This window comes from Pseudomonas sp. GL-R-26 (assembly GCF_019947365.1).
Taxonomy (GTDB): domain Bacteria; phylum Pseudomonadota; class Gammaproteobacteria; order Pseudomonadales; family Pseudomonadaceae; genus Aquipseudomonas.
Genome location: NZ_JAGYGI010000006.1, coordinates 138,709 through 158,817, shown reverse-complemented (window position 1 = coordinate 158,817; position 20,109 = coordinate 138,709). Strand labels below are relative to the sequence as shown.

Here is a 20,109-nt window from a genome sequence, read left to right as displayed (position 1 = left end):
ATTGCTCGGGTTTACGACTGCTTCGCAGCCGAACGGGAGCAAGCTCCCTCGCCACAGATTTTCGTTCGGTGCAGGAGGTTTTTGATTGAACAGGATTACGCCCTAATGAACGGTCCTCACGGTTCGTTTATTGGGCGAGCTTTTTTATTTTTGGAGACCACCGCCCATGGCACTGCACCCGGACATCGAAGGATTTCTAGAACTGGCCGAGTTCGGCCGCCTCAGCGGCAAAAGCCAACCGATGCATGAGCTGAGCCCCGACGAAGCGCGCCAGCAGTTCGAACAGACCTCACAGTTGCTCGATGCGGCCCCGACGGGCATGTTGACGGTGACGGCGCTCAGCATTCCCGCGCGGGACGGGCATGTGCTCAACGCGCGGCTGTACGTCCAACCGCAACCGGGCAGCGAGCCACGCCCGGTGTTGCTGTACTTCCATGGCGGCGGCTACGTGGTGGGCAGCCTCGATTCCCACGACACCCTGTGCCGGCGCCTGGCGCTGGCGGGGGAGTTTGCCGTGTTGTCGGCGGATTATCGCCTGGCGCCGGAACACCGTTTTCCCACCGCTTACCACGATGCCGAAGACATCACCCGTTGGCTGGCCATCACCGGAGCCAAGGCGTTGGGGCTGGACGCCAGGCGCATTGCGCTGGCGGGGGACAGCGTCGGCGGCAGCCTGGTGGCATCGCTGTGCATCGCCATTGCCCAGGACCCATTGGGCTGGCCGCTGGTGCCGCGCCTGCAAGTGCTGCTGTACCCGGTGATCGACGCGGTAAAAAAGCGCCCATCCCTTGAGCGGTTCGCCGAAGGATACCTGCTGGAAGCCACCACGCTGGAGTGGTTCTACCAGCAATACCAACGCAGCGAAGCGGATCGTGCCGACTGGCGTTTTTCGCCGCTGTACGCCGAGCACCTGCAACGGCTGACACCGACGGTGCTGTGGCTGGCCGAGTACGATCCGTTGCTCGATGAAGGCCTGGCCTGGGCCGAGAAACTGCGCACGGCGGGGCAACCCGTGGTGCTGGAGGTCAAGGCCGGCATGACCCACGACTTTGCGCGCATGGGCGAGATGGTCCAGGAAGTGCCGGGGATGCTGGTGCAACTGGCGGCGCAGATTAGCGAGAGTCTAGCCTGACGTATGGCGTAGTGATCAGCGACGCCGTCCCCCTGTAGGAGCGAGCCTGCTCGCGATAGCGACAGCACATTCAGCATTGATGTGTCTGACACACCGCCATCGCGAGCAGGCTCGCTCCTACAGGTTGTTTGCGCTGAACCGGATAACTAAGGCGGATCAAGCCGATCCAGCGCCCGATTCACCGCCAGTTCCCCCAGCATGATCACCTGCGCAATCCCTAGCAGCGCATGGCGGCTTGTCCCCTCCAGGTGATCCACCAGATCGTTGGCCATGACATTGGCCGACGCCAGCGATTCACACGCATGCACCAGCAGGGTTTCGGTACTCAGTTCGGGGTTGACGATGAACATGGTGCTGGGTGTGCGCGGGGTGGCCATGATGTTGGCGCCCGGGTTGAGGTAGTGATTGAGCGCGCGCTCGGCGGCTTCGTGGAATTGTTTGGAGTCGGGGCTTTCGTACGGCGAGACCGGGTCGGAGTCCGGCGGATTTGGTGTGGGCTTGAACATTGGTGGCATTCCATTTAGGGCCACAACCATCGCGCTACTAAACGAAAGGGTGGCGGCTGTGTGCAAGTTAGTAGACCGGTAATCCACCCAAAACCCGGCGCATCCGAAGACGCCATGCACACAGCCACCATTAAGCACAGGTAAACCTGACTGAACGACGCTTATGCAACCGATGGTGGAAATACCGGGCTACTAAACCCGATCACTGGAAATCAGTGACCCGAACCAAGTTACCGACGACTCCCAAGGCGCACAAGCCGGCGGATTCTGGCGTACCTGTAGGCAACGGCGCAAGGCATTGTGGCTTTCACGAAGTAACCTGTAGGCCGCTTAAACAGGCGCTATTGAGTGGTTTTTAACCTGCTGTCATGCCTTGTCAGAGAGCGTTGAATTCCTCGGAGTCGGCAGGAAGAGTCCTACGAAAGTTTGCGGTTGGCCCTCGGAAGTACAGCCCTTACGATCTGGCTTTACGCGTTGGTCGGTTTGGCAAATGACACTTCATCTTGCGATCGACGACAGCGCCCCCGATACCGATTAGACTGCTACCCATTGACCCCGGAGGCCATCATGAGCGCCGAACTTTCCCCCATCGTTTCAGAGTTTGAGACCAAAGAGCAGGCCGCCAGCTATGACCATTGGTTCCGCGCCAAGGTGCAAGCTTCGATTGACGACCCGCGCCAGAATGTCCCGCACGATCAAGTGATGGCTGATATGCGAGCCCTCATCGAATCAAAGCGCAACAAGTACGATGCTGGTTGAGTGGCGGCCCGAAGCACGGGCCGAACTCTGGCAAATCCTGAACTACATTGGCGACCGAAACTTCGTAGCGGCCAGCGAGCTGTTTCAAGCAATCGAGGCTGCTACATCGGCCCTTCCTGAACATCCCTACCTTTATCGATTCGGTCGAGTACCCGGCACTCGGGAGATTGTCGTGCATCCCAACTACCTTGTGGTTTACCGAGTGACGGATCGAATCGAGATATTGAGCGTTTTGCATGCTCGGCAGGAGTATCCCTGATTCTCAGGGTATTGCGTCGTTTCCGGCACAGCAATCTGCCAATATTGATCCGGTGACCCGGTTCGCAACCACGACAATTGGCCCCCGGTATTAAGGATGGACACGGCATGACCACGCAGGATACTTCGCTTCAAGACATCGCCGCGCCTGAAGGCGTTTGTTATGGCTGCGGCAGCCAGAACCCGCACGGGCTGCACATCAAGAGCTTCTGGCATGAAGACGGGGTGCATGTCATGGCGCAGCATATGCCGGATGACAAGTACTGCGGCTGGCCGGGTCTGGTTTACGGCGGTTTGATCGCGATGCTGGTCGATTGCCACTCCAACTGGGCTGCGATGGCTTATCACTACCGGGCAGAACAGCGCGAGGTCGGCAGCCTGCCTCACGTTACATGCGTCACCGGTAACCTGGGCATCAAGTTCATCAAGCCCACCCCGATGGGTGTCCCCCTGACACTGCGTGCAAGAGTCGAGGGCGAGGTCGGGCGCAAAAGCCGGGTCATCTGTGAGGTCTTCGCCGGGGATGTCCTGACCGCGGTCGGGGACTCCACTTTTGTCCGAGTCGATACCGGGCAACTCAGAGCCGACGCACACGGCCGCAAGGTCGAATCCTGAACCCGGAGCAATAAACGCACATCACCTTTGCGGTTCGTCAGCGAATCAGCACCGGGCCGCAAGCGGCCCGGTGGAGTGTGGCTGTTGACGCAGCCGGCAATCAGTACTGCGCGCGCAGGCTCAGGGTCAGGGTGCGCGGGTCGCCGTAGAAATTGGTGCCCCATGAGGCATCGACGCGGTCGTAGTACTTGCGGTCGAACAGGTTGTTGGCGGTCAGTGTCGACGACAGGTTTTCGTTGAACTTGTAGCCGACCTGTGCCGTGGCGATGGCAAAGCCGCCTTGCTGGAACTTCACGTCACGCTGGTAGTAGGTGTCGCTGACCACACGCACGCCACCGCCAACGCTGAAGTCTTTGAGCGGACCGTCGGTGAACTCGTACTTGTTCCACAGGTTGAAGTTGTGCTTGGGCGTGATGGTGCTGAAGGTCTTGCCTTTGTTGGCCTGGTCGCCGTCAAGGAACTTGGTGGAGGTGTAGGCGTAACCGGTGACGATGCTCCAGTTCTCGGTCAGGTTGCCGCTCAACTCGGTTTCCCAACCCTGGCTGCGGGCCTTGCCTTCGGTCATGTAGGCACCGGAGGTGTTGTCGTATTCGGCGCGGTTTTCATCGTAGATGCGAAAGGCGGCGATGCTGGCGTTCAGGCGACCGTCGTAGAATTCGCGCTTGAGGCCGATCTCGTACTGCTTGCCTTCGCGCGGGCCGACCGGCTGGCCGTCCGTGCCGATTTCGCTCTGGGGTTTGAACACGCCGGTGTAGCTGAAGTAGGTCGACAGTTCCGGTGTGATCTTGCCGATGATGGCTCCGTACGGCACGACTTTGCGGTTGATGCTGGTGTGGGCTTCGCCGAAGTTGTTGAAGAAGGCGTTGGCGTTCTTCGCATCGCTTTCGTACCAGGTTACGCGGCTGCCGCCGATGACATCGAGCCAGTCGGTGACGTTGATCTTGGCGCGGGTGTAGACGCCGTACTGATCGGACTTGGACCAGTTGCCGTTGACGTGCGCATAGTCGTTGTGGGGAATGTCGATGCTGCCCGGGTCGAACACGTTGATCGGGAAGTACTCGCCGCCGCCGTAGGTGAAGTCCTTGTCCAGGTGCTGGTACTCGGCGCCCACGGTGAACTCGTGCCGGCGATTGGCGAACTCGAACGGCGTGGTGACGAAGCTGTCGACACCGATGGTCTTGATATGGGTGTAGTAGTCGTACGCCACGGCCCAGCTGTCACCGGTGGCCGGGTCGACCGCGCCGTCGGCCCAGGTGAAGTTACGCTGCGGGGTTTCGGCGTCGCGGTAGGTCAGGGTGGTCTTGAACTGACCGCCGTTGTCCAGTTCGTGGTCGAGTTCGGCGAAGGATTCCCAGACTTTTTCGTTGAGGGTGTTCCACTTGGCATCGACGAAGGTCGAGCGTGATACGTCGAGCAACGAGCCGTCGGCGTAGGCCGGCAGGCCGAAGGCCGGGGTGGAGTTGTTCTTCTGGTAAGCGCCACCGACCGACAGGGTGGTGGCCGGGTCGAGATCGAATTCCAGGCGACCGTAGACCATCGGGCGTTCGTTCTGCGCGTAGTCGACGAAGGACTGGTTGTTCTCGTAGGCGGTGATGAAGCGACCGCGCACGGTGCCCTGGTCGTTCAACGGGCCGGTGACGTCCACCGAAGAACGGTAGCGATCGTAAGAGCCGGCAGCCAGTTCGCCACCGAGGGCGAATTTGCTCAGAGCACGCTTGCGCACCACGTTGATCGTACCGCCGGGTTCACCCGCGCCCTGGTACAGGCCCGACGGGCCGCGCAGTACTTCGATGCGATCGTACATCGCCAGGTCGAAGCTGGTGGCCATGTCGCCCTGGCCGGTGGGCTGCGAGACGCCGTCGACCTGCACCTGGTCGACGAGGAAGCCACGCATGTAGACGTCGTTGAGGCTGGAGCCGGAGTTGTAGGTCTTGATGGTCACGCCGGTGACCTGACGCATGGCGTCCTGCAGGCTGTTGAGGTTCTGGTCGTCCATGCGCTGGCGCGTGACGACGGACACTGACTGCGGGATGTCCTTGAGCTTGATGTTGCCTTTGCCGATGGTCACTTCATCGCTGGTGTAGGAGTGCGAGCCTTCGGTGGTCGGCCCCAGCGCCACGCCGGTGATGGACGTCGCGCCCAGCTGCAGTGCACTGGAGTCACCGGCCGATGGCACCAGCGACACGGTATTGCCATTCAACTGAAAATTGATGCCGCTCCCCAGCAGCAAGGTTTTCAGTGCCTGTTCCGGTTCCATGTTGCCGGACACCGCCGTGGACTTGATGCCGTTGACCATGTCCTGGCTATAGAGAATCTGCAGGTTGGTCTGCTGGCCCAGTTGGCGCAATGCGCTGGCCAGCGACTGAGCCGGCACATCGACGTTCACCGGGGCTGCCTCGACCTGGGACGTACCCAGCAGCAACAAGGTCAGCAGCGCGCCCGGCACGACCGTTCGGAATTTCTTTTGCCGTTCGATGGCTAACGCCAAGGGTGCGCGGGACAGAGTAAGGCTTTGCATTGCTCGAATCGCTCCAGAATGGTGTGTGCAGTGTTTTAGTTAATGATAATTATTATTAGACGTACCGCTTTCGTTAAACCGGAAAACAAACTTCAAAAAACAATGATTTGCGCGCGGCAACGACGCTCAGGCGGTTGCGCGCTCGGTGATGACCCGGCCCGATTCCATGCGCACCAGTTGATCGGCCATGTCGAAATAGCGGTCGTCGTGGGAGATGACGATGATGGTTTTGCCCAGGCGTTTGAGGTCCGGCAGCAGCTCGGTGTAGAAGATGCGGCGGAAGGTCGGGTCCTGGTCGGCGGCCCATTCGTCGAACACCAGCACCGGGCGTTCCTCCAGCCAGGCATTGACCAGCGCCAGGCGTTTGCGCTGGCCGGTGGACAGGTCGGTGGTGGTGAAGCTGCCGTCCCTGACGCTGACCTTGTGCGCGATTTCCAGCCGTTGCAGGTATTTGTTGGCTTCTTCGGGGATGTGCTGGTCGCCCTGGACCACGTCATCGAACAGGTAGTAATCGGCAAAAATCGTGGTGAACAATTGGCGGTAGTCGTCGCGATTGTGCGCATCGATGCCTTGGCCGTTGAGCAGGATCGAACCCTGTTGCGGTGCGTAGAGGCCCAGCAACAACTTGATCAGGGTGGTCTTGCCGCAGCCGTTTTCGCCGACGATGAAAATGATGTCGCCTTGCTCGATGGTCAGGTTCACCGGGCCCAGGCGAAACGCGTCGCTGCCCGGTGCGGCGGGGAAGGCGTAGCTGACGTTGTCCAGTTGCAGACGGTTGACCACGGTCGGCGGGGTGCCTTTGTCATTGAGCAACAGGTGCGGCTCGGGGGAGGAAAACTGGCTCGACAGTTCGGCGATGCGGCGAAAGGCAATACGCGCGCGGCTGATGATCGGCAAGGTGCTGACCAGATGCTCGATCGGGCCTTTCATGTACAGCAGCACCAGTACGAAGCCGCTCATCACCGCCTGGTCGGCACTGGGCCAGAACGATTGCAGGGCCAGCGCCAGGCCGATGACCACGAAGAACAGCATCGAGCCCAGGGTCTTGGCGATCACGAAGGTGTTGATCGAACGCACCTGAGTGTTACAGATGAAATCGGCAGTGCCCTGGATGCCCGATTCGAACATGCGCTGGCGGCGCGGGCGGTGGATGCGTAACTCCTTGGCGCCGCCGGCAATGGCGTTGTAGTGCTTTTGCAAATCGTCCTCGGCGTCGCGGGCGGCCATGAAACCCTGGATGCCCTTGCCCTGGGCGTAGAACTGGATGCCGGTGCCGATGGCAATCGCCAGCACCATCATCAGGAACATCGGCCACGACAGCATCGCCAGGTAACCCATGCAGCCGAGGGTCACGGTCAGGGAAATCGCCAGCGGCGCGAAGGCGAAGGCGAAGTCGCTGATGGTGTCGACGTCGTGGGTCAGCACCGGGATCAGCCGGTGACTGCGGTAGCGCTCGATTTGTTCGATGGGCGCTGAAAGCACCTTTTTCCCGAGCTCTTTGCGCAGCCTGGCGATGATGTGCTGGCCGACGTAGTTGGTGCCGATGTCCGAGCAGATCGAACTGCCCAGGGCCAGCAGGCACAGGCCGCCGAACAGGGCGACCACGCCTTGGGTCAGGCCATCCGCCGAGTGCAGCGCGTTGTTGATGGTGGCCAGCAACACCGTCACGCTCAGGCCACCCACCATGCCCAGGAGGATCGCCAGACTGACGACGAGCCGGAACGGTTTGAGGAGGGTGAACAATTCATGAATTGCACCGCGCGTTGGCTGGGTCATGAGCAGAGGGTTCCTTGGGTCTTGAGGCAGATACCCAGTAGAACGTGCGGTCAGGCGTTTAATTTAGACGGCCACCGACTGGCGGTGGCCGCTGGAGATGCCTTTGAGAAAGGCAGTCAGAGGTTGGGTGTCAGGTCGCGCACGACGCGGAAACCGATCCAGTCGCCACGGGTTTGCGGGTCGATGTCATTGCGGTTGCCCGAGCGGGAAAACACCGGCGCTTCGCCCCAGTCGTTGCCACGGATGCGCAGGGTGTCGCAGTTCGGTTCGGTCCAGGCGCTGCCGTCGGTGGGCGCGCCGACGTAGTCCGGGTGGTAGCAGTCGGCGATCCATTCGTAGACGTTGCCGTGCATGTCGTACATGCCGAAGGCATTCGCCGGATAGCTGCCCACCGGTGAGGAATAGCTGTAGCCATCGGTAGGGCCATAGGTGTTGGCATGGGTGGCGATGCTGTACTCGGTGCCCGGGTCGAACGGGAAGGGGAACGCTCCCGTTGACCCGGCGCGGGCGGCGTATTCGCGCTGGGCCTCGCTGACGATGTGGTAGTGCTGGCCGGTCTTCATCGACAGCCAGGCGACGTAGGCGCTGACCTCGGCGAAGTTCATGCACACCGCCGGCTGACGCGGGCCCTGTGGATAACGCGGCTTGCTGTTGATGCACTCGCGGCCGGGGCGGGTGTCGCCATCGGGCAGGGTGATCCCGGTTTCCTTCATGTATTGGGCCCATTCGCCGGCGGTGATCTGGTAGCGGCTCATGGCGAAGGGTTTGTCGAACGTCACCGCATGCATCGGGCCTTCATCAGGCTCGCGGCCGACCTCGTCGTCCGGGGTGCCCATGGTGAAGGTGCCGGCGGGCAGCACCACCATTTCCGGGCAGTTACGGCAATCCTTGAAGACCTTGCCAGGCAATGGCGCGGTGTAGGCAAGGGCGAGGCCGGGCAAGGCGCTGCCGAGCACGGCCAGCAGCGTCAGGGCGCCGAGTTTTTTCAGGGTGCTTTTCATAATGACTATCGCTCGGTCAGACCTGGTTGGCCAGCAGTTCCATCAGGCGGTCGATGTGCGCTTGGGTATTGAGCAGCCCCGGCGACACGCGAATGATCGGCCCGACATCACGGTCGACGGCATCGCACACCACACGCTGGTCCATCAGGTAATTGGCGACTTCCTCGCAGTCCCGGTTCTTGATGCGGAAGAAGGTGAACCCGGCGGAATACTCCGGCGACAGTGGCGTGACCAGCTCTACCGACGGGTGTGCCTGCAAGCGTTTTTTCAGGTAGCTGTTGATGGCGTGGATGCGCGTCGCGACCTCGGCCTTGCCCAGCTCCAGATGCAATTTGAAAGCTTCGTTCAGCGCCCAGCGGTGTTCGAACGAGTGGTAGCCGCCATAGGTCATCACCGTGGAGAACTGGGTGGCTTCGGAGAAGGTCGGGATGGTCGGGGTCACGTCCTTGAGCTCGTCGGAACGGGCACAGATGATCCCAGTGCCCCGTGGGCCGAACATCCATTTGTGGGTGCCGGCGATGAAGAAGTCGCAGTGCATGTCCGGGAAATCGACGTTCTCCACGCCGAAACCGTGGACGCCATCGATCACGTAGAGGATGCGGTCCTTGTCCTCGCGGCCACGGTTTTTCTCCTCCACCAGTTTGCCGATCTCGCCGATGGGCAGCTTCACGCCGCTGCCGGAATGCACCCAGGTCATGCCCAGCACTCGTGTTTCGGGGCGGATGTTGCGTTCAATCGCGGCCAGCACTTCGGCGGTCGAAACCTTGTACGGGTCTTCGAACAATTTGATCTTGCGAACCTGGGTGCCGTCCTTCTGGGTGCGGTATTCGAACACGCTGTTGGCGGCGTAGTGCTCGTGTTCGCTGGTGAGGATCTCCTGGTCCGGGCGCACGTGGATACCGGCGTAGATCATCGCCAGGCCTTCGGTGGTGCTGCCGGTCAGGGCAATCTGCGACGGCTTGGCCTTCAGGTAACGGCCGGCCCACACGCGCACCTCTTCTTCGCGGCGTTCGGTTTCGCCGCGATGCCAGTCCATGGCCAGGCCCGGGTTGCGGTCGAGGTTGGCGCGGTGCATCTCGATGGCCTCGCGCACAGGCAGCGGGTGCGAGGTCACCAGGAAGTTGGCGAAGTGCAGGTAGTTCGGATCTTGGGTGAAGAGCTGGCGCAACTGGTCCCATTTGTCCTTGGGCAGTGGCGCGGGGCTGGCGGCCTGTGCGGGCAGGTTCACGGCGGAGGCCAAGGGAATACCGGCCGCGAGGATGCCGGCCTGCTTGAGGAATGAGCGACGGTTGGTCATGGATTCGGTTCGCTTTGGCAAAGGAGAAATCAGTTTTTAGCGACAGGCCGGGAGGACTTCTGCACCTGGTCCCAGACCCGCAGGAAGTTGCCGCCCCAGAGCTTGGCGATATCGGCCTCGCTGTAGCCGCGGCTGATCAGTTCGGCGGTCACGTTGCGGGCTTCGCTGACGTCTTTCCAGCCGTCCAGGCCGCCGCCGTCGTTGAAGTCGGAGCTGATGCCGACGTGGTCGATGCCGATTTTCTTCACTGTGTAGTCGATTGCATCGCCGTAATCCTTGAGGGTGGCCTTGGGTTCTTCGTCGAGGATCGAATAGAGCTGGCTGGCGTACTTGCCGAAGCGCTGCTCGGGCCAGACGGTGATCACCGGGTCGCCGGGCATCAGGGCCATCTCCAGGCCTTGCAGCGGTTGCAGGTCGAAGCGGGCGCGCAGGGCGTTGAGCTTGTCCTGGGTGGCCTGGCTCAGCGGGCGGATGTAGGTCGGGAAGCCGACGATCTGCACCACGCCGCCGCTGTTCTTGATCAGTTGCATTTCCGTGTCGCTGAGGTTGCGCGGGATGTCCACCAGGGCGCGCGGCGCCGAGTGGGAAGCGACCATCGGCGTGCGGCTCAGTTGCGCGACTTGCTCCAGGGCCTTGGTCGACATCTGCGACACATCGATGATCACGCCCAGGTCGTTGAGGCGATGCACCGCTTGCTTGCCGGTGTCCGACAGCCCACCCAAGGCATCCCGCGAATCATTGAAAAACGGCAGCGGCCGCGACGAGTCGGCCCAGGCGTTGTTGCCCACGTAGCTGAAGCCGAACATGCGCATGCCGCGCGCGGCCCACTTGTCCAGGGCGTTGAGGTCATTGCCCAGCGGATAGGCGTTGAGCATGCTGATGAACACCGCGAACTTGCCTTCGCCGTGCAGGCGGCGGAAGTCGTCGGCGGTGTAGGCGATGGCCACTTGATTGGGGAAGTCACGCACCATCGTGCTGATGATCTTGTAGCGGGTTTCCTGCTCAAAGCGGGCCTCGTCGACGAAACCGGCGGTAGGGCGATGGGGGGCATTGGGGCCGTTCCAGATTTCCGGCCAGCCGAAAATCGTCAGGGCTGCACCGGACAGGCGCCCGCGCCCGGTCTTGACCAGGTCGAACTGGCCTTCACCGTCCTTGTCGACTTCGTTGCCGGCGGTGCCGAAGTCCATGGGCACGGTGATGTGGCTGTCGAAAGAGAGGATGCGTTCCTGCAACTGATCGGCCTGTTTCATCACCTTGACCGGGTAGCCGGGGTTGTCCCTGAACCCGTAGTCCCAGGCCGCGAAACCCCCACCCGCGCTGATCGCCAGGGCCAGCGGCAGGCCAATGAAAAGAGCCTTTTTCGAACGTGGTTTTGTCATTGCCGTCTCAGTCAGGTTCGCCGTCGAGGATCAGGCGTAGGGGCCTTTGCTATCTGGGGGGAACGAGTGGCTGGCCGGAAAATTTAGCGCGGCTGATGGCCTCATCGCGAGCAGGTCGGATCGCCGCACCGTCGCTCCTACATGGGAATGCGTTCTCCTGTAGGAGCGAGCCCTGCTCGCGATGCTTTTTAAATTTATGCAGGCAACAAACGTTCTAGCTTGGATAAAGCCTGCTCCATGGCTGACACAGGTAGGGCAATGACGATTTCTCGACGATGGTTCCTCGCGGGTCTGGCGCTGACCGGTGCCGCCGTGCCGGCGGCGTATTACGGGCATCGCGAACTGACCAGGCCGGACCCGACGATCACCCCCGGTGAAGCCTCGTTCGACGTGGCGGATGTTGCCGGCCAACGCTTGGCGGATACCTTGCGCGGGGTCTGGCAGATTCGTTTCGAAGGTCGTGATGCCGGTATCGAAGGCTTGCCCCTCGAAGGCCTGGAGGTGTTCCTCGACATCGGCCACAAGGGGCGCGGTGTCAGTGGATATCTCGACACCGCCGAGCGTTTGCGCTCCACCGAAGAGCCCCGTTACCGGGTGCTCGGCGATCTGTCCGGGGCCAACCCGAAGCAGCTGGCCTGGCGGCTGCTGGGCGCTAGCGGCTGTTGCGATTACGAATTCGACATGACCCTGGACGAAGTCTGGGCCGGTTTCGGTAACGCCGGCAGCGGCAGTCTCAGTGGGCGGGTGCTGGACCTGAATCGGCCGCTGATGCTGACGGCCCAGGACAATCGATTCATTGCCGTCAAACGTGTATTCCCTGAAGCCCGCGAGCGCGCCGGCCTCAATTCGACCCTGCTGGCCTGGCTGGTATCGCCGGAGCACCGGTTGTTCCACCAGCTCTGGCATGCCTCCCGGGACAAGTGGCACAAGCTTTCCGAAGACCAGCGCGGCGCCTTGCGCGGGCTCGGCTGGCAGCCTGGCTCTCGGGACCAGGAGCGCGATGCCCGGGGCGAGCGCAAGGATCGCAACGGTTCGGGCGTGGACTTTTTCTTCATGCACCGGCACATGCTCGGTACGGCGCGGTCGATGCAGGACCTGCCGTCCTGGACGCACTTCCCGTTGCCGCAACCGGAGCTGGCGCGTGACCGGCTCGGCTTTGCGCGTTACTTCGACAACCACGACGGCACCGCGCTGCCGCCGACCTGGCTGGCCGAGGACGATGACGAGTACACGCAATGGGTCAGCGACCTCAAGACTGGCGAGACTTATCACAGCAATTTCCAGGTCTGGGAATCCCGCTACCGCGACCCGCGTTACCTGTCGACGCTGACGCTCGGCCAGTTTGGCTCGGAGGTCGAGTTGGGCCTGCACGACTGGCTGCACATGCGCTGGGCTTCGGTGCCCCGTGACCCGTCCAACGGTCAGCCGGTGCCGTTCGCCCGGGATCCGGCGGACTTTTCCGCACGCTGGTTTGCACCGGAAAACGATTTTCTCGGCGATCCGTTTTCTTCCCATGTGAGCCCGGTGTTCTGGCATTTCCACGGCTGGATCGACGACCGCCTGGAAGACTGGTTCCGCGCCCACGAGCGCTTCCATCCGGGGCAGGTCAGTCGGCTGCAGGTCAACGGCGTGCAATGGTTCGCGCCGGGGCGCTGGGTCGAGATCGATGACCCTTGGCTCGGGCCGAGCACCCATGGTTGCAGCACCACTCCGGGATTACAGGCCGGCAAGTCAGTGGAAATGGACCCGGAAACCATGAAGCTGGCGCTGCGGATTACCTTTGGCGAGGACGAGAAGACGCTGAAGGATCTGTTCCGCAAAGTGCCGCAGCGGCCGTGGTATGCGCGCAATCTGAAGGCTAGACAGAACCAGGCTTGATACCCGCGTTATCGTTCAATCGCGGGCAAGCTCGCTCCCACAGGGTTAGTGGGTGTACGCGAAATCTGCGAACAACAAAAACCACTGTGGGAGCGGGCTTGCCCGCGATGGCGTCCTGACAGGCTCCGCAACTACAAAACCTGCCACCCACCCCCAAGCGCCTTGTACAGGGCAATACTCGCCTGCATCCGCGACAGGCGCAGTTGCACGTTCGAATCCTGCGCCACGTACAAGGTGCGCTGCGTCTCCAGCACCGTCAGCAAATCCTCGGCCCCGGCCTGATAACGGCTTTGCGCGATGTTGAAGGCGGTCTGTGCCTGGCTCAGTTCTTCACTCTGCCACCCGCGCTGTTCATCCAGCCCACGAATGCTGTTGAGGGCTTTTTCGACGTCGGCGAAGCCGTTGATGATCGCGCCGCGATAAGTCTCCAGTAGTTCTTCCTGGCGCGCCGTGGCCTTGTCGCGCTGGGCGCCGAGGCGGCCGTTGTTGAACACCGGAGCGAGCAGCCCGGCGGTGAGGTTGTAGAAGGGGCTGCGCAGGATGTCGTCGGCCCGGTCGGCGCCGGAGCCGATTTCGGCGGTGAGGGTCACGGTCGGCAACATCGCAGCCCGGGCGACGGTAACGTCGGCCTGGGCGGCGGCCAGTTGCGCCTCGGCCCGGGCAATGTCCGGGCGGCGACTGAGCAACTGGCTGGGCACCCCGGCGTCAATCGTCGGCCAGGTCAGTTGATCGAAGCGTTCCTGGCCCAGTGACAGGGCCTGAACCGGGCGGCCGAGCAAGGCGGCGAGGCTGATGCGCGCATCCTCGGCCTGTTGCTGCACCAGCGGCAGCTGGCGTTGCTGCGCCGCCACCAGGCTTTTTTGCTGCGCCAGTTCCAGGGCCGTGGCCGAACCCGAATCGAAACGGGTCTGCACCAGTTTCAACACGCTTTGGGCATTGGCCAGATTCAACTCGGCGATGCGGCTCTGCTCCTGCAACGACAAGGCTTGCGCGTAGCCGTTGGCCACACCGCTGAGCAACGTCAATTCCACCGTGGCTTGATCGAACTCGCTGGCTTTGAGGCTGAATTGCGCACTGTCGCGGCTGGCACGCTGGCCTCCCCAGAAATCGATTTCGTAGCTGGCAGTCAGGTTCGCCGTGAAGTAGTCGACGGCGTCGTTATCGCTGTCGGCATCGAGCTGACTGTAGCCGCTGCCCCGCAGCAGTTTCTGGCGATTGGCGTTGACCGCGGCCTTGACCTCGGGCAGTTGCGAGCCGCCGGCAATCACCGTGTCGGCCTGGGCCTGGCGCACTCTGGCGATGGCCGCGGCCAAATCATAGCTGCCGAGCCGCGCCTGTTCGATCAGGTGCCCCAGTTGCGGGCTGCCAAAGCGGTCCCACCATTGCTGGTTGTCATGGACAGCAACTGCGGTGTGCGGCGATTGCCAGGCGGCCGGCGGCTGGATGCCGCTGTCGGGGCGCTGGGCCGGGGTGCCGCAGGCACTGAGCAACAGACACAGGGTTAACACACTGAGTGGCGGCTTCATCAATCGATCATTCACTGGTAAGGGCCGTGACCGGGTCGAGTCGGGCAGCCTTGCGGGCCGGCATGTAGCCGAAAACGACACCGGTGACCAGGGCGCAGCCGAAGGCGCCCAGCACCGCTATCAGGGAGAACGCGACGGCGACTTCGCTGAAAATCAGCACGCCACCGACGAGCAGCGCCAAGGCAATCCCGGTGAGGCCGCCCACCACCGAGAGCATCACCGCTTCGGTGAGGAACTGGCGCAGGATGTCGCGCTGGCGAGCACCGGTGGCCATGCGGATACCGATTTCGCGAGTCCGCTCGCGCACGGTCATGAGCATGATGTTCATCACGCCGATCCCGCCCACCAGCAGCGAAATCGCCGCAATCGAGCCGAGCATCAGCGACAGGGTGTTCTGCGTGCGCGCCTCGGCCTGGATCATCGCCGCGTTGTTGGTCAGTTCGAAATCGTGCTTGCCGTCGTGCAGGCGCAGCATCAGTTGTTCGATGGCTTTTTCGGTCTCCTTGACCTTGCGCGCATCGGCGGCGGCGATGGCGATGTACTCGGGATTGTGGGTGCCGAACAGGCGCACGCTGGCGGCGGAGTAGGGGATGGCGATGCGGTCGTCGCTGTCGGAGTCGCCGGAGCTGGCGCCTTTTTCCGCGAGCACGCCGACCACCTGGAAGGGCACGTTTTCGATCAGGATGTACTGGCCGATCGGGTTGGCCACGTCCTTGAGCAGTTTAGTCCGCACCTTGTGCCCGATCACCGCGACCGCCGCGGCGTTCTGTTCATCGGCGTGGGTGAAGTAGCTGCCTTCGACCACCGGCCAGTTGAAAATGGCCGGGAAGTTGGTGTCGTTGCCGCCGACGTAGCTCAAGTGGTCGAGGTTGCCGAATCGCACCCCGGCCTCCTGGCCGTTGACCGGCATGATCCGCATCACCTGGGGCAAGCTTGCAATTGCGGCGACCTCATCGAGGGTGACGATGCCCATGGGCGTGCGCGGGTTTGGCGCCGAGCCGCTGAGGTAGATGATGTTGGAGCCGAACGCGCCCATCTGCGCCATCACCTGGCGCTTGCTGCCTTCGCCGACGGCGAGCATCACCACCACCGAAGCCACGCCGATGATGATGCCGAGCAGGGTCAGGGCGGTGCGGAACTTGTTGATCCACATCACCCGCCACGCCGCGTGCACGGCATCGACCAGCTCGCCTTTCCAGGCGCCGGTGGCTTCGGCGCCTTCGCTCAGGCGCCTGCGCAAGTCGACGGCTTGCAGGGCGCCGGGGTTGGCCGAGTGTTGCGCGGCGGGATTGTCCCGGGCGCTGTCGCTGATGATCTCGCCGTCGCGGATCTCGATGATGCGTTTGGCCCGGGCCGCCACTTCGCGGTCGTGGGTGATGAGGATCACCACGTGACCCTGGCTGGCCAGTTCGTCGAGCAGGGTCATGACCTCGGCGCCGCTGTGGCTGTCGAGGGCGCCGGTGGGTTCGTCGGCCAGGATGATGTGGCCGCCATTCATCAGCGCGCGGGCAATCGACACCCGTTGCTGCTGCCCGCCGGAGAGTTGGTGGGGGCGGTTGCCGGTGCGCGAAGCCAGGCCGAGGCGCTCGAGCAAGGCGGCGGCGCGGGTGTGGCGTTCGGCGGCCGGTAAGCCTGCGTAGATGGCCGGCATCTCGACGTTTTCCTGGGCCGAACCGGAGGGAATCAGGTGGTAGCCCTGGAACACAAACCCGAAGGCTTCGCGGCGCAGCCAGGCCAGTTCGTCACTGTCCAGCGCCGCGACGTTTTCCCCGGCGAAGCGGTATTCGCCCGAGGTCGGGCGGTCGAGGCAGCCGAGGATGTTCATCAACGTCGACTTGCCGGAGCCGGAAGCGCCGACGATCGCCACGAACTCCCCGGCATGGATCGACAGGTCGATGCCGCGCAGCACGTGGACTTCAGGCGCGTCGCCACCGCCGTAGGCTTTGCGGATGTCCGAAAGATCGATCAGGGGCGTGTGCATTCAGCCGCCACTCCCGTCGACCGGGCCAATTAACAGGTGATCGCCCTCCTGCAGGCCGTCGAGGATCTGTACCCGCAGGCGGTCGCTGATGCCGGTGCGCACGTTGCGCTGCTCGATGCTGCCATTGCTGGCGACCACTTGCGCGGTCTGCTGGTCTGTCTGCGGGCCGGCCTGCAAGGCTGCGATGGGCGCGGTGAGTACGTTCTGCGCCTGATTGGCGACGAAAAATACCTGGGTGGTCATTTCCGCCATCAGCGCGTTGTCGGCGTTGTCGACGTCCAGCAACACGGTGTACAGCACCACGCGGGCACTCCCGCTTTTGCTGGCGCTGGCGGGGCTGCCGCCGCCCTGGCTGGTCTGGTCCAGGGGTTTGGGCGGGACGGGGAGGATTTGCCGCACGGTGCTGGTCCAGCGCCGGGTGCCGCCACTCAGGGTGGTGAACCAGGCGTGCATGCCGGGTTTGACGTGGCCGATGTCGGCCTCCGAGACCTCGGCCCACACGGTCATCGGCGACAGTTTGGCGATGCGCAGGATCAGCGGAGTCTGCTGCTGGGCATTGAGAGTCTGACCCTCGCGGGCATCCAGCGCCACAACGGTGCCGGCCATCGGCGCATAGATCCGCGTGTAGCCGAGCTCCGCCTGGTCGCTGCGCAGGCTGGCTTCGGCCTGGCGGATCTGCGCCTGGAACATGTCGACCCGTGCCTGGGTAGTACGCAGGTCGGCCTGGGCGGTCTGCACGTCTTCTTCACGGGTGGCGCCGCCGGCGGCGAGGTTCTGTTGACGCTGGTATTTCTGCCGGGCCAGGTCGTGTTGCGCCCGCTGTTCCTGCAGCTGCGCCTTGAGATTTTCGACGGAGAAGCGCCCGGCATCGAGTTTGGCCTGTTGTGTGGACGGGTCGATCTCCACCAGCAACTGGCCCTCCTTGACCACGTCACCGACCTCCACGTGGATCTTGTGGATCTGCCCGGAGGCCTGGGCACCGACGTCGACATAGCGCCGCGGTTGCAGGGTACCCAATGCGGTGACGCTGCTTTCAATGTCGGCGCGGCTGACCTGGACGGTGGCGAACCCGTCGCGGCCCGGCGGGATGAACTGCCAGGCGGCGATGGCAGCCACGGGGATCAGACAAAGTGCTGCAAGCAGGGCGCGTCGAGTCTGTCGGGGACGTTTCATGCAGGGTTCCGGCCTAGGAAAATCGGCCCGTCGTTCAGCGGCGGGACGATGGCTGAACGCTGCCGGCTAGGCCGGACAGGGACGGGGAGCTGTCCTGTAAACGATGAACCGGGCGGGAAATTTAACCAGCGACACAAGGTGTAACACCTGTAGGAGCGGTGTACAGCCGCTAGACCATGACTTTTTATCGGGCAAGGCGACGCAGTACTTTAAATCTATATGAGAATTACTATAAATTACGCGACTCGAACTGCCACTATCGTGCCACTGTGTGATTCAGCAGTCGCCGAACCGGCTCAAGGACAGAAACCGCACCCCCGTGCGGACGGGAGTCATGTTGGAAAACTACTATCGCGAACTGGTGTGTTTCCTGAACGCCAGGCTGGGCAACCGTCAGGTGGCCGAAGATGTGGTGCATGACGCTTACCTGCGGGTCCTGGAGCGTTCCAGTGATACGCCGATCGAGCAGCCCCGGGCATTCCTTTATCGCACCGCCCTCAACCTGGTTATCGACGACCATCGACGCAACTCCCTGCGTCAGGCCGAACCCCTGGACGTGCTCGACAATGAGGAGCGCTATTTCACCCCTTCGCCGCAAAACGTGCTCGATCATGGCCAGCGCCTGGAAATGCTCCAGTGTGCCCTGGCGGAGTTGCCGAGGTTGTGCCGCGAGAGTTTCCTGCTGCGCAAGATCGAAGGCCTGTCCCATCCGCAGATTGCCGAGCAACTGGGCATTTCCCGGGCAATGGTCGAGAAGCACATTGTCAACGCCATGAAGCATTGCCGTGTGCGGATGCGACAGTGGGACGCCCAGTGATCCTGCGCGGTTAAATTTTTTTTCACGGTCCTCGTTCCTACTCAACAGACGACCTGTTGTGCGGCCCTTGGTGGGTCAGGTCACTTAGGTTCAATGCCCCGCCTTTGAGGGGAACATCCAGAGGACACTGGAAATGACACAGGCAATTGCTTCGCCCCTCGTTCACGACCTGATCGGTGTCGGTTTCGGCCCGTCGAACCTGGCACTGGCCATCGCGCTGCAAGAGCGCGGGGCGAGCCAGGGCAACCTGGATGTGCTGTTTCTCGACAAGCAGGCCGACTACCGCTGGCACGGCAACACACTGGTGACCCAGAGCGAGTTGCAGATTTCCTTCCTCAAGGACCTGGTGACCTTGCGCAATCCGACCAGCCCTTACTCGTTCGTCAATTACCTCAAGGTCCACGGGCGCCTGGTGGATTTCATCAACCTGGGCACCTTCTATCCGTGCCGCATGGAGTACAACGACTACCTGCGCTGGGTCGCCGGGCAGTTCACCGCGCAAAGCCGCTACGGCGAAGAAGTGCTGACCATCGAGCCGGTGCTGCACAACCATCAGGTCGAGGCGCTGCGGGTGATTTCCCGCGACGCGACAGGGCATCAACAGGTGCGCACCACCCGTTCGGTGGTGGTCAGCGCCGGTGGCACGCCACGCATTCCCGAAGTGTTCAAGGCGCTCAAGGATGACTGCCGGGTGTTCCATCACTCCCAGTACCTGGCGCAGATGGCCAGGCAGCCGTGCGTGGACAACCGGCCGATGAGCATTGCGATCATCGGTGGCGGGCAGAGCGCGGCGGAGGCCTTCATCGATTTGAACGACAGCTTCCCGTCGGTGCAGGTGGACATGATCCTGCGCGGCTCGGCACTCAAGCCGGCCGACGACAGCCCCTTCGTCAACGAAGTGTTTTCGCCGGAGTTCACCGACCTGGTGTTCCAGCAGCCCGACAGCGAGCGCGAGCGACTGGTGAACGAGTACCACAACACCAACTACTCGGTGGTGGACATCGATCTGATCGAGCGCATCTACGGCATCTTCTACCGGCAGAAAGTCTCGGGCATCGCCCGTCATGCGTTCCACACCCTGACCACCATCGTAAAAGTCACCGCCAACGAACGGGGCATCGAACTGGTGTTGCGCAACAACGCCACCGGCGAAGTCTCGGTGCGTCACTACGACGCCGTGGTGCTGGCTACCGGTTACGAGCGGCAGATGCACCGCAAGCTGTTGGCACCGCTGGAAGAGTACCTGGGGGATTTCGAAGTCGATCGCAACTACAAACTGATCACCGATGAACGCTGCAAGGCCGGCCTCTACATGCAGGGCTTTTGCCAGGCCAGCCATGGGCTGAGCGACACTTTGCTGTCGATCCTGCCGATTCGTGCCGATGAGATTGCCGGGTCGTTGTATGAGCATGGTAAGCATCGCGGGCATGGGCGGTCGGTGGTGGATTTGTTGTTGGCGACGGCCAGCTGAGTTCCGCGGCGACTACAAGTCC

Annotated in this window: 16 protein-coding genes; 7 read left to right on the top strand and 9 right to left on the bottom strand. The window is 62.5% G+C overall.

What is annotated here, in order from left to right:
- The first annotated feature begins 166 nt into the window (after positions 1 to 166).
- Complete coding sequence (locus KGA96_RS09005) at positions 167 to 1,132, top strand: alpha/beta hydrolase (RefSeq protein WP_223512472.1); 966 nt, start codon at positions 167 to 169, stop codon at positions 1,130 to 1,132.
- A gap of 146 nt (positions 1,133 to 1,278) precedes the next feature.
- Here the strand turns inward: KGA96_RS09005 and KGA96_RS09000 are convergent, their stop codons facing one another.
- On the bottom strand, positions 1,279 to 1,638 hold the full coding sequence (locus KGA96_RS09000; protein WP_223512469.1) for a DUF6124 family protein: 360 nt from the start codon (positions 1,636 to 1,638) through the stop codon (positions 1,279 to 1,281).
- A 567-nt stretch (positions 1,639 to 2,205) separates the two neighbouring features.
- On the opposite strand from KGA96_RS09000, the gene KGA96_RS08995 reads away from it, so the two are divergent.
- The 3 genes from KGA96_RS08995 (at position 2,206) to KGA96_RS08985 (ending at position 3,270) form a co-directional block, all read left to right on the top strand.
- Positions 2,206 to 2,397: a hypothetical protein gene (locus tag KGA96_RS08995; protein ID WP_046043169.1), complete on the top strand. Its 192-nt coding sequence runs from the start codon at positions 2,206 to 2,208 to the stop codon at positions 2,395 to 2,397.
- Positions 2,387 to 2,656: a type II toxin-antitoxin system RelE/ParE family toxin gene (locus tag KGA96_RS08990; RefSeq protein WP_046043167.1), complete on the top strand. Its 270-nt coding sequence runs from the start codon at positions 2,387 to 2,389 to the stop codon at positions 2,654 to 2,656. Before KGA96_RS08995 ends, KGA96_RS08990 begins: the two co-directional genes overlap by 11 nt.
- Positions 2,657 to 2,763: 107 nt before the next feature.
- Positions 2,764 to 3,270 carry a PaaI family thioesterase gene (locus KGA96_RS08985; RefSeq protein WP_223465823.1) on the top strand — a complete coding sequence of 169 codons (507 nt, stop codon included), beginning with the start codon at positions 2,764 to 2,766 and terminating at the stop codon, positions 3,268 to 3,270.
- Between the two features lie 100 nt (positions 3,271 to 3,370).
- On the opposite strand, the gene KGA96_RS08980 is transcribed toward KGA96_RS08985, so the two are convergent.
- The 5 genes from KGA96_RS08980 to pvdM form a co-directional block, all read right to left on the bottom strand.
- Positions 3,371 to 5,788, bottom strand: a complete 2,418-nt coding sequence (locus tag KGA96_RS08980; protein WP_223512467.1) for a TonB-dependent siderophore receptor — start codon at positions 5,786 to 5,788, stop codon at positions 3,371 to 3,373.
- Between the two features lie 126 nt (positions 5,789 to 5,914).
- Positions 5,915 to 7,564: a cyclic peptide export ABC transporter gene (locus tag KGA96_RS08975; RefSeq protein WP_046043164.1), complete on the bottom strand. Its 1,650-nt coding sequence runs from the start codon at positions 7,562 to 7,564 to the stop codon at positions 5,915 to 5,917.
- Positions 7,565 to 7,680: 116 nt separating this feature from the next.
- A complete protein-coding gene (locus tag KGA96_RS08970; RefSeq protein ID WP_046043162.1) occupies positions 7,681 to 8,565 on the bottom strand; it encodes a formylglycine-generating enzyme family protein in 885 nt (294 codons plus the stop codon).
- Between the two features lie 16 nt (positions 8,566 to 8,581).
- Positions 8,582 to 9,862, bottom strand: a complete 1,281-nt coding sequence (locus tag KGA96_RS08965) for an aminotransferase class V-fold PLP-dependent enzyme (protein ID WP_223512465.1) — start codon at positions 9,860 to 9,862, stop codon at positions 8,582 to 8,584.
- 29 nt (positions 9,863 to 9,891) lie between these two features.
- The gene (gene pvdM, locus KGA96_RS08960; protein ID WP_046043159.1) at positions 9,892 to 11,241 is read right to left on the bottom strand and encodes a pyoverdine-tailoring dipeptidase-like protein PvdM; all 1,350 of its coding nucleotides are present in this window, start codon (positions 11,239 to 11,241) and stop codon (positions 9,892 to 9,894) included.
- 258 nt (positions 11,242 to 11,499) lie between these two features.
- Between pvdM and KGA96_RS08955 the strand changes: the two genes are divergently transcribed.
- Positions 11,500 to 13,119, top strand: coding sequence for a PvdJ/PvdD/PvdP-like protein (locus KGA96_RS08955; protein WP_223465832.1), 1,620 nt, complete (start codon positions 11,500 to 11,502; stop codon positions 13,117 to 13,119).
- Positions 13,120 to 13,250: 131 nt separating this feature from the next.
- Here KGA96_RS08955 and KGA96_RS08950 read toward each other — a convergent pair whose 3' ends face one another.
- The 3 genes from KGA96_RS08950 to KGA96_RS08940 are packed head-to-tail and all read right to left on the bottom strand — an operon-like array spanning position 13,251 to position 17,799.
- Complete coding sequence (locus KGA96_RS08950) at positions 13,251 to 14,645, bottom strand: efflux transporter outer membrane subunit (RefSeq protein ID WP_046043155.1); 1,395 nt, start codon at positions 14,643 to 14,645, stop codon at positions 13,251 to 13,253.
- Positions 14,646 to 14,652: 7 nt separating this feature from the next.
- Complete coding sequence (locus tag KGA96_RS08945; RefSeq protein ID WP_223512463.1) at positions 14,653 to 16,626, bottom strand: MacB family efflux pump subunit; 1,974 nt, start codon at positions 16,624 to 16,626, stop codon at positions 14,653 to 14,655.
- Positions 16,627 to 17,799, bottom strand: a complete 1,173-nt coding sequence (locus KGA96_RS08940) for an efflux RND transporter periplasmic adaptor subunit (protein ID WP_223512461.1) — start codon at positions 17,797 to 17,799, stop codon at positions 16,627 to 16,629.
- Positions 17,800 to 18,133: 334 nt separating this feature from the next.
- On the opposite strand from KGA96_RS08940, the gene KGA96_RS08935 reads away from it, so the two are divergent.
- Together KGA96_RS08935 and KGA96_RS08930 are read left to right on the top strand one after the other, a co-directional pair.
- Positions 18,134 to 18,616: a sigma-70 family RNA polymerase sigma factor gene (locus KGA96_RS08935; RefSeq protein ID WP_317850340.1), complete on the top strand. Its 483-nt coding sequence runs from the start codon at positions 18,134 to 18,136 to the stop codon at positions 18,614 to 18,616.
- Positions 18,617 to 18,749: 133 nt separating this feature from the next.
- Positions 18,750 to 20,087, top strand: a complete 1,338-nt coding sequence (locus KGA96_RS08930) for a lysine N(6)-hydroxylase/L-ornithine N(5)-oxygenase family protein (protein WP_223512458.1) — start codon at positions 18,750 to 18,752, stop codon at positions 20,085 to 20,087.
- Positions 20,088 to 20,109 lie beyond the last annotated feature (22 nt).

Coding starts and splice junctions, on each gene's coding strand:
- KGA96_RS09005 (WP_223512472.1), top strand. CDS start 167: ATGGCACTGCACCCGGACATCGAAGGATTTCTAGAACTGGCCGAGTTC.
- KGA96_RS09000 (WP_223512469.1), bottom strand. CDS start 1,638: ATGTTCAAGCCCACACCAAATCCGCCGGACTCCGACCCGGTCTCGCCG.
- KGA96_RS08995 (WP_046043169.1), top strand. CDS start 2,206: ATGAGCGCCGAACTTTCCCCCATCGTTTCAGAGTTTGAGACCAAAGAG.
- KGA96_RS08990 (WP_046043167.1), top strand. CDS start 2,387: ATGCTGGTTGAGTGGCGGCCCGAAGCACGGGCCGAACTCTGGCAAATC.
- KGA96_RS08985 (WP_223465823.1), top strand. CDS start 2,764: ATGACCACGCAGGATACTTCGCTTCAAGACATCGCCGCGCCTGAAGGC.
- KGA96_RS08980 (WP_223512467.1), bottom strand. CDS start 5,788: ATGCAAAGCCTTACTCTGTCCCGCGCACCCTTGGCGTTAGCCATCGAA.
- KGA96_RS08975 (WP_046043164.1), bottom strand. CDS start 7,564: ATGACCCAGCCAACGCGCGGTGCAATTCATGAATTGTTCACCCTCCTC.
- KGA96_RS08970 (WP_046043162.1), bottom strand. CDS start 8,565: ATGAAAAGCACCCTGAAAAAACTCGGCGCCCTGACGCTGCTGGCCGTG.
- KGA96_RS08965 (WP_223512465.1), bottom strand. CDS start 9,862: ATGACCAACCGTCGCTCATTCCTCAAGCAGGCCGGCATCCTCGCGGCC.
- pvdM (WP_046043159.1), bottom strand. CDS start 11,241: ATGACAAAACCACGTTCGAAAAAGGCTCTTTTCATTGGCCTGCCGCTG.
- KGA96_RS08955 (WP_223465832.1), top strand. CDS start 11,500: ATGACGATTTCTCGACGATGGTTCCTCGCGGGTCTGGCGCTGACCGGT.
- KGA96_RS08950 (WP_046043155.1), bottom strand. CDS start 14,645: ATGAAGCCGCCACTCAGTGTGTTAACCCTGTGTCTGTTGCTCAGTGCC.
- KGA96_RS08945 (WP_223512463.1), bottom strand. CDS start 16,626: ATGCACACGCCCCTGATCGATCTTTCGGACATCCGCAAAGCCTACGGC.
- KGA96_RS08940 (WP_223512461.1), bottom strand. CDS start 17,799: ATGAAACGTCCCCGACAGACTCGACGCGCCCTGCTTGCAGCACTTTGT.
- KGA96_RS08935 (WP_317850340.1), top strand. CDS start 18,134: ATGTTGGAAAACTACTATCGCGAACTGGTGTGTTTCCTGAACGCCAGG.
- KGA96_RS08930 (WP_223512458.1), top strand. CDS start 18,750: ATGACACAGGCAATTGCTTCGCCCCTCGTTCACGACCTGATCGGTGTC.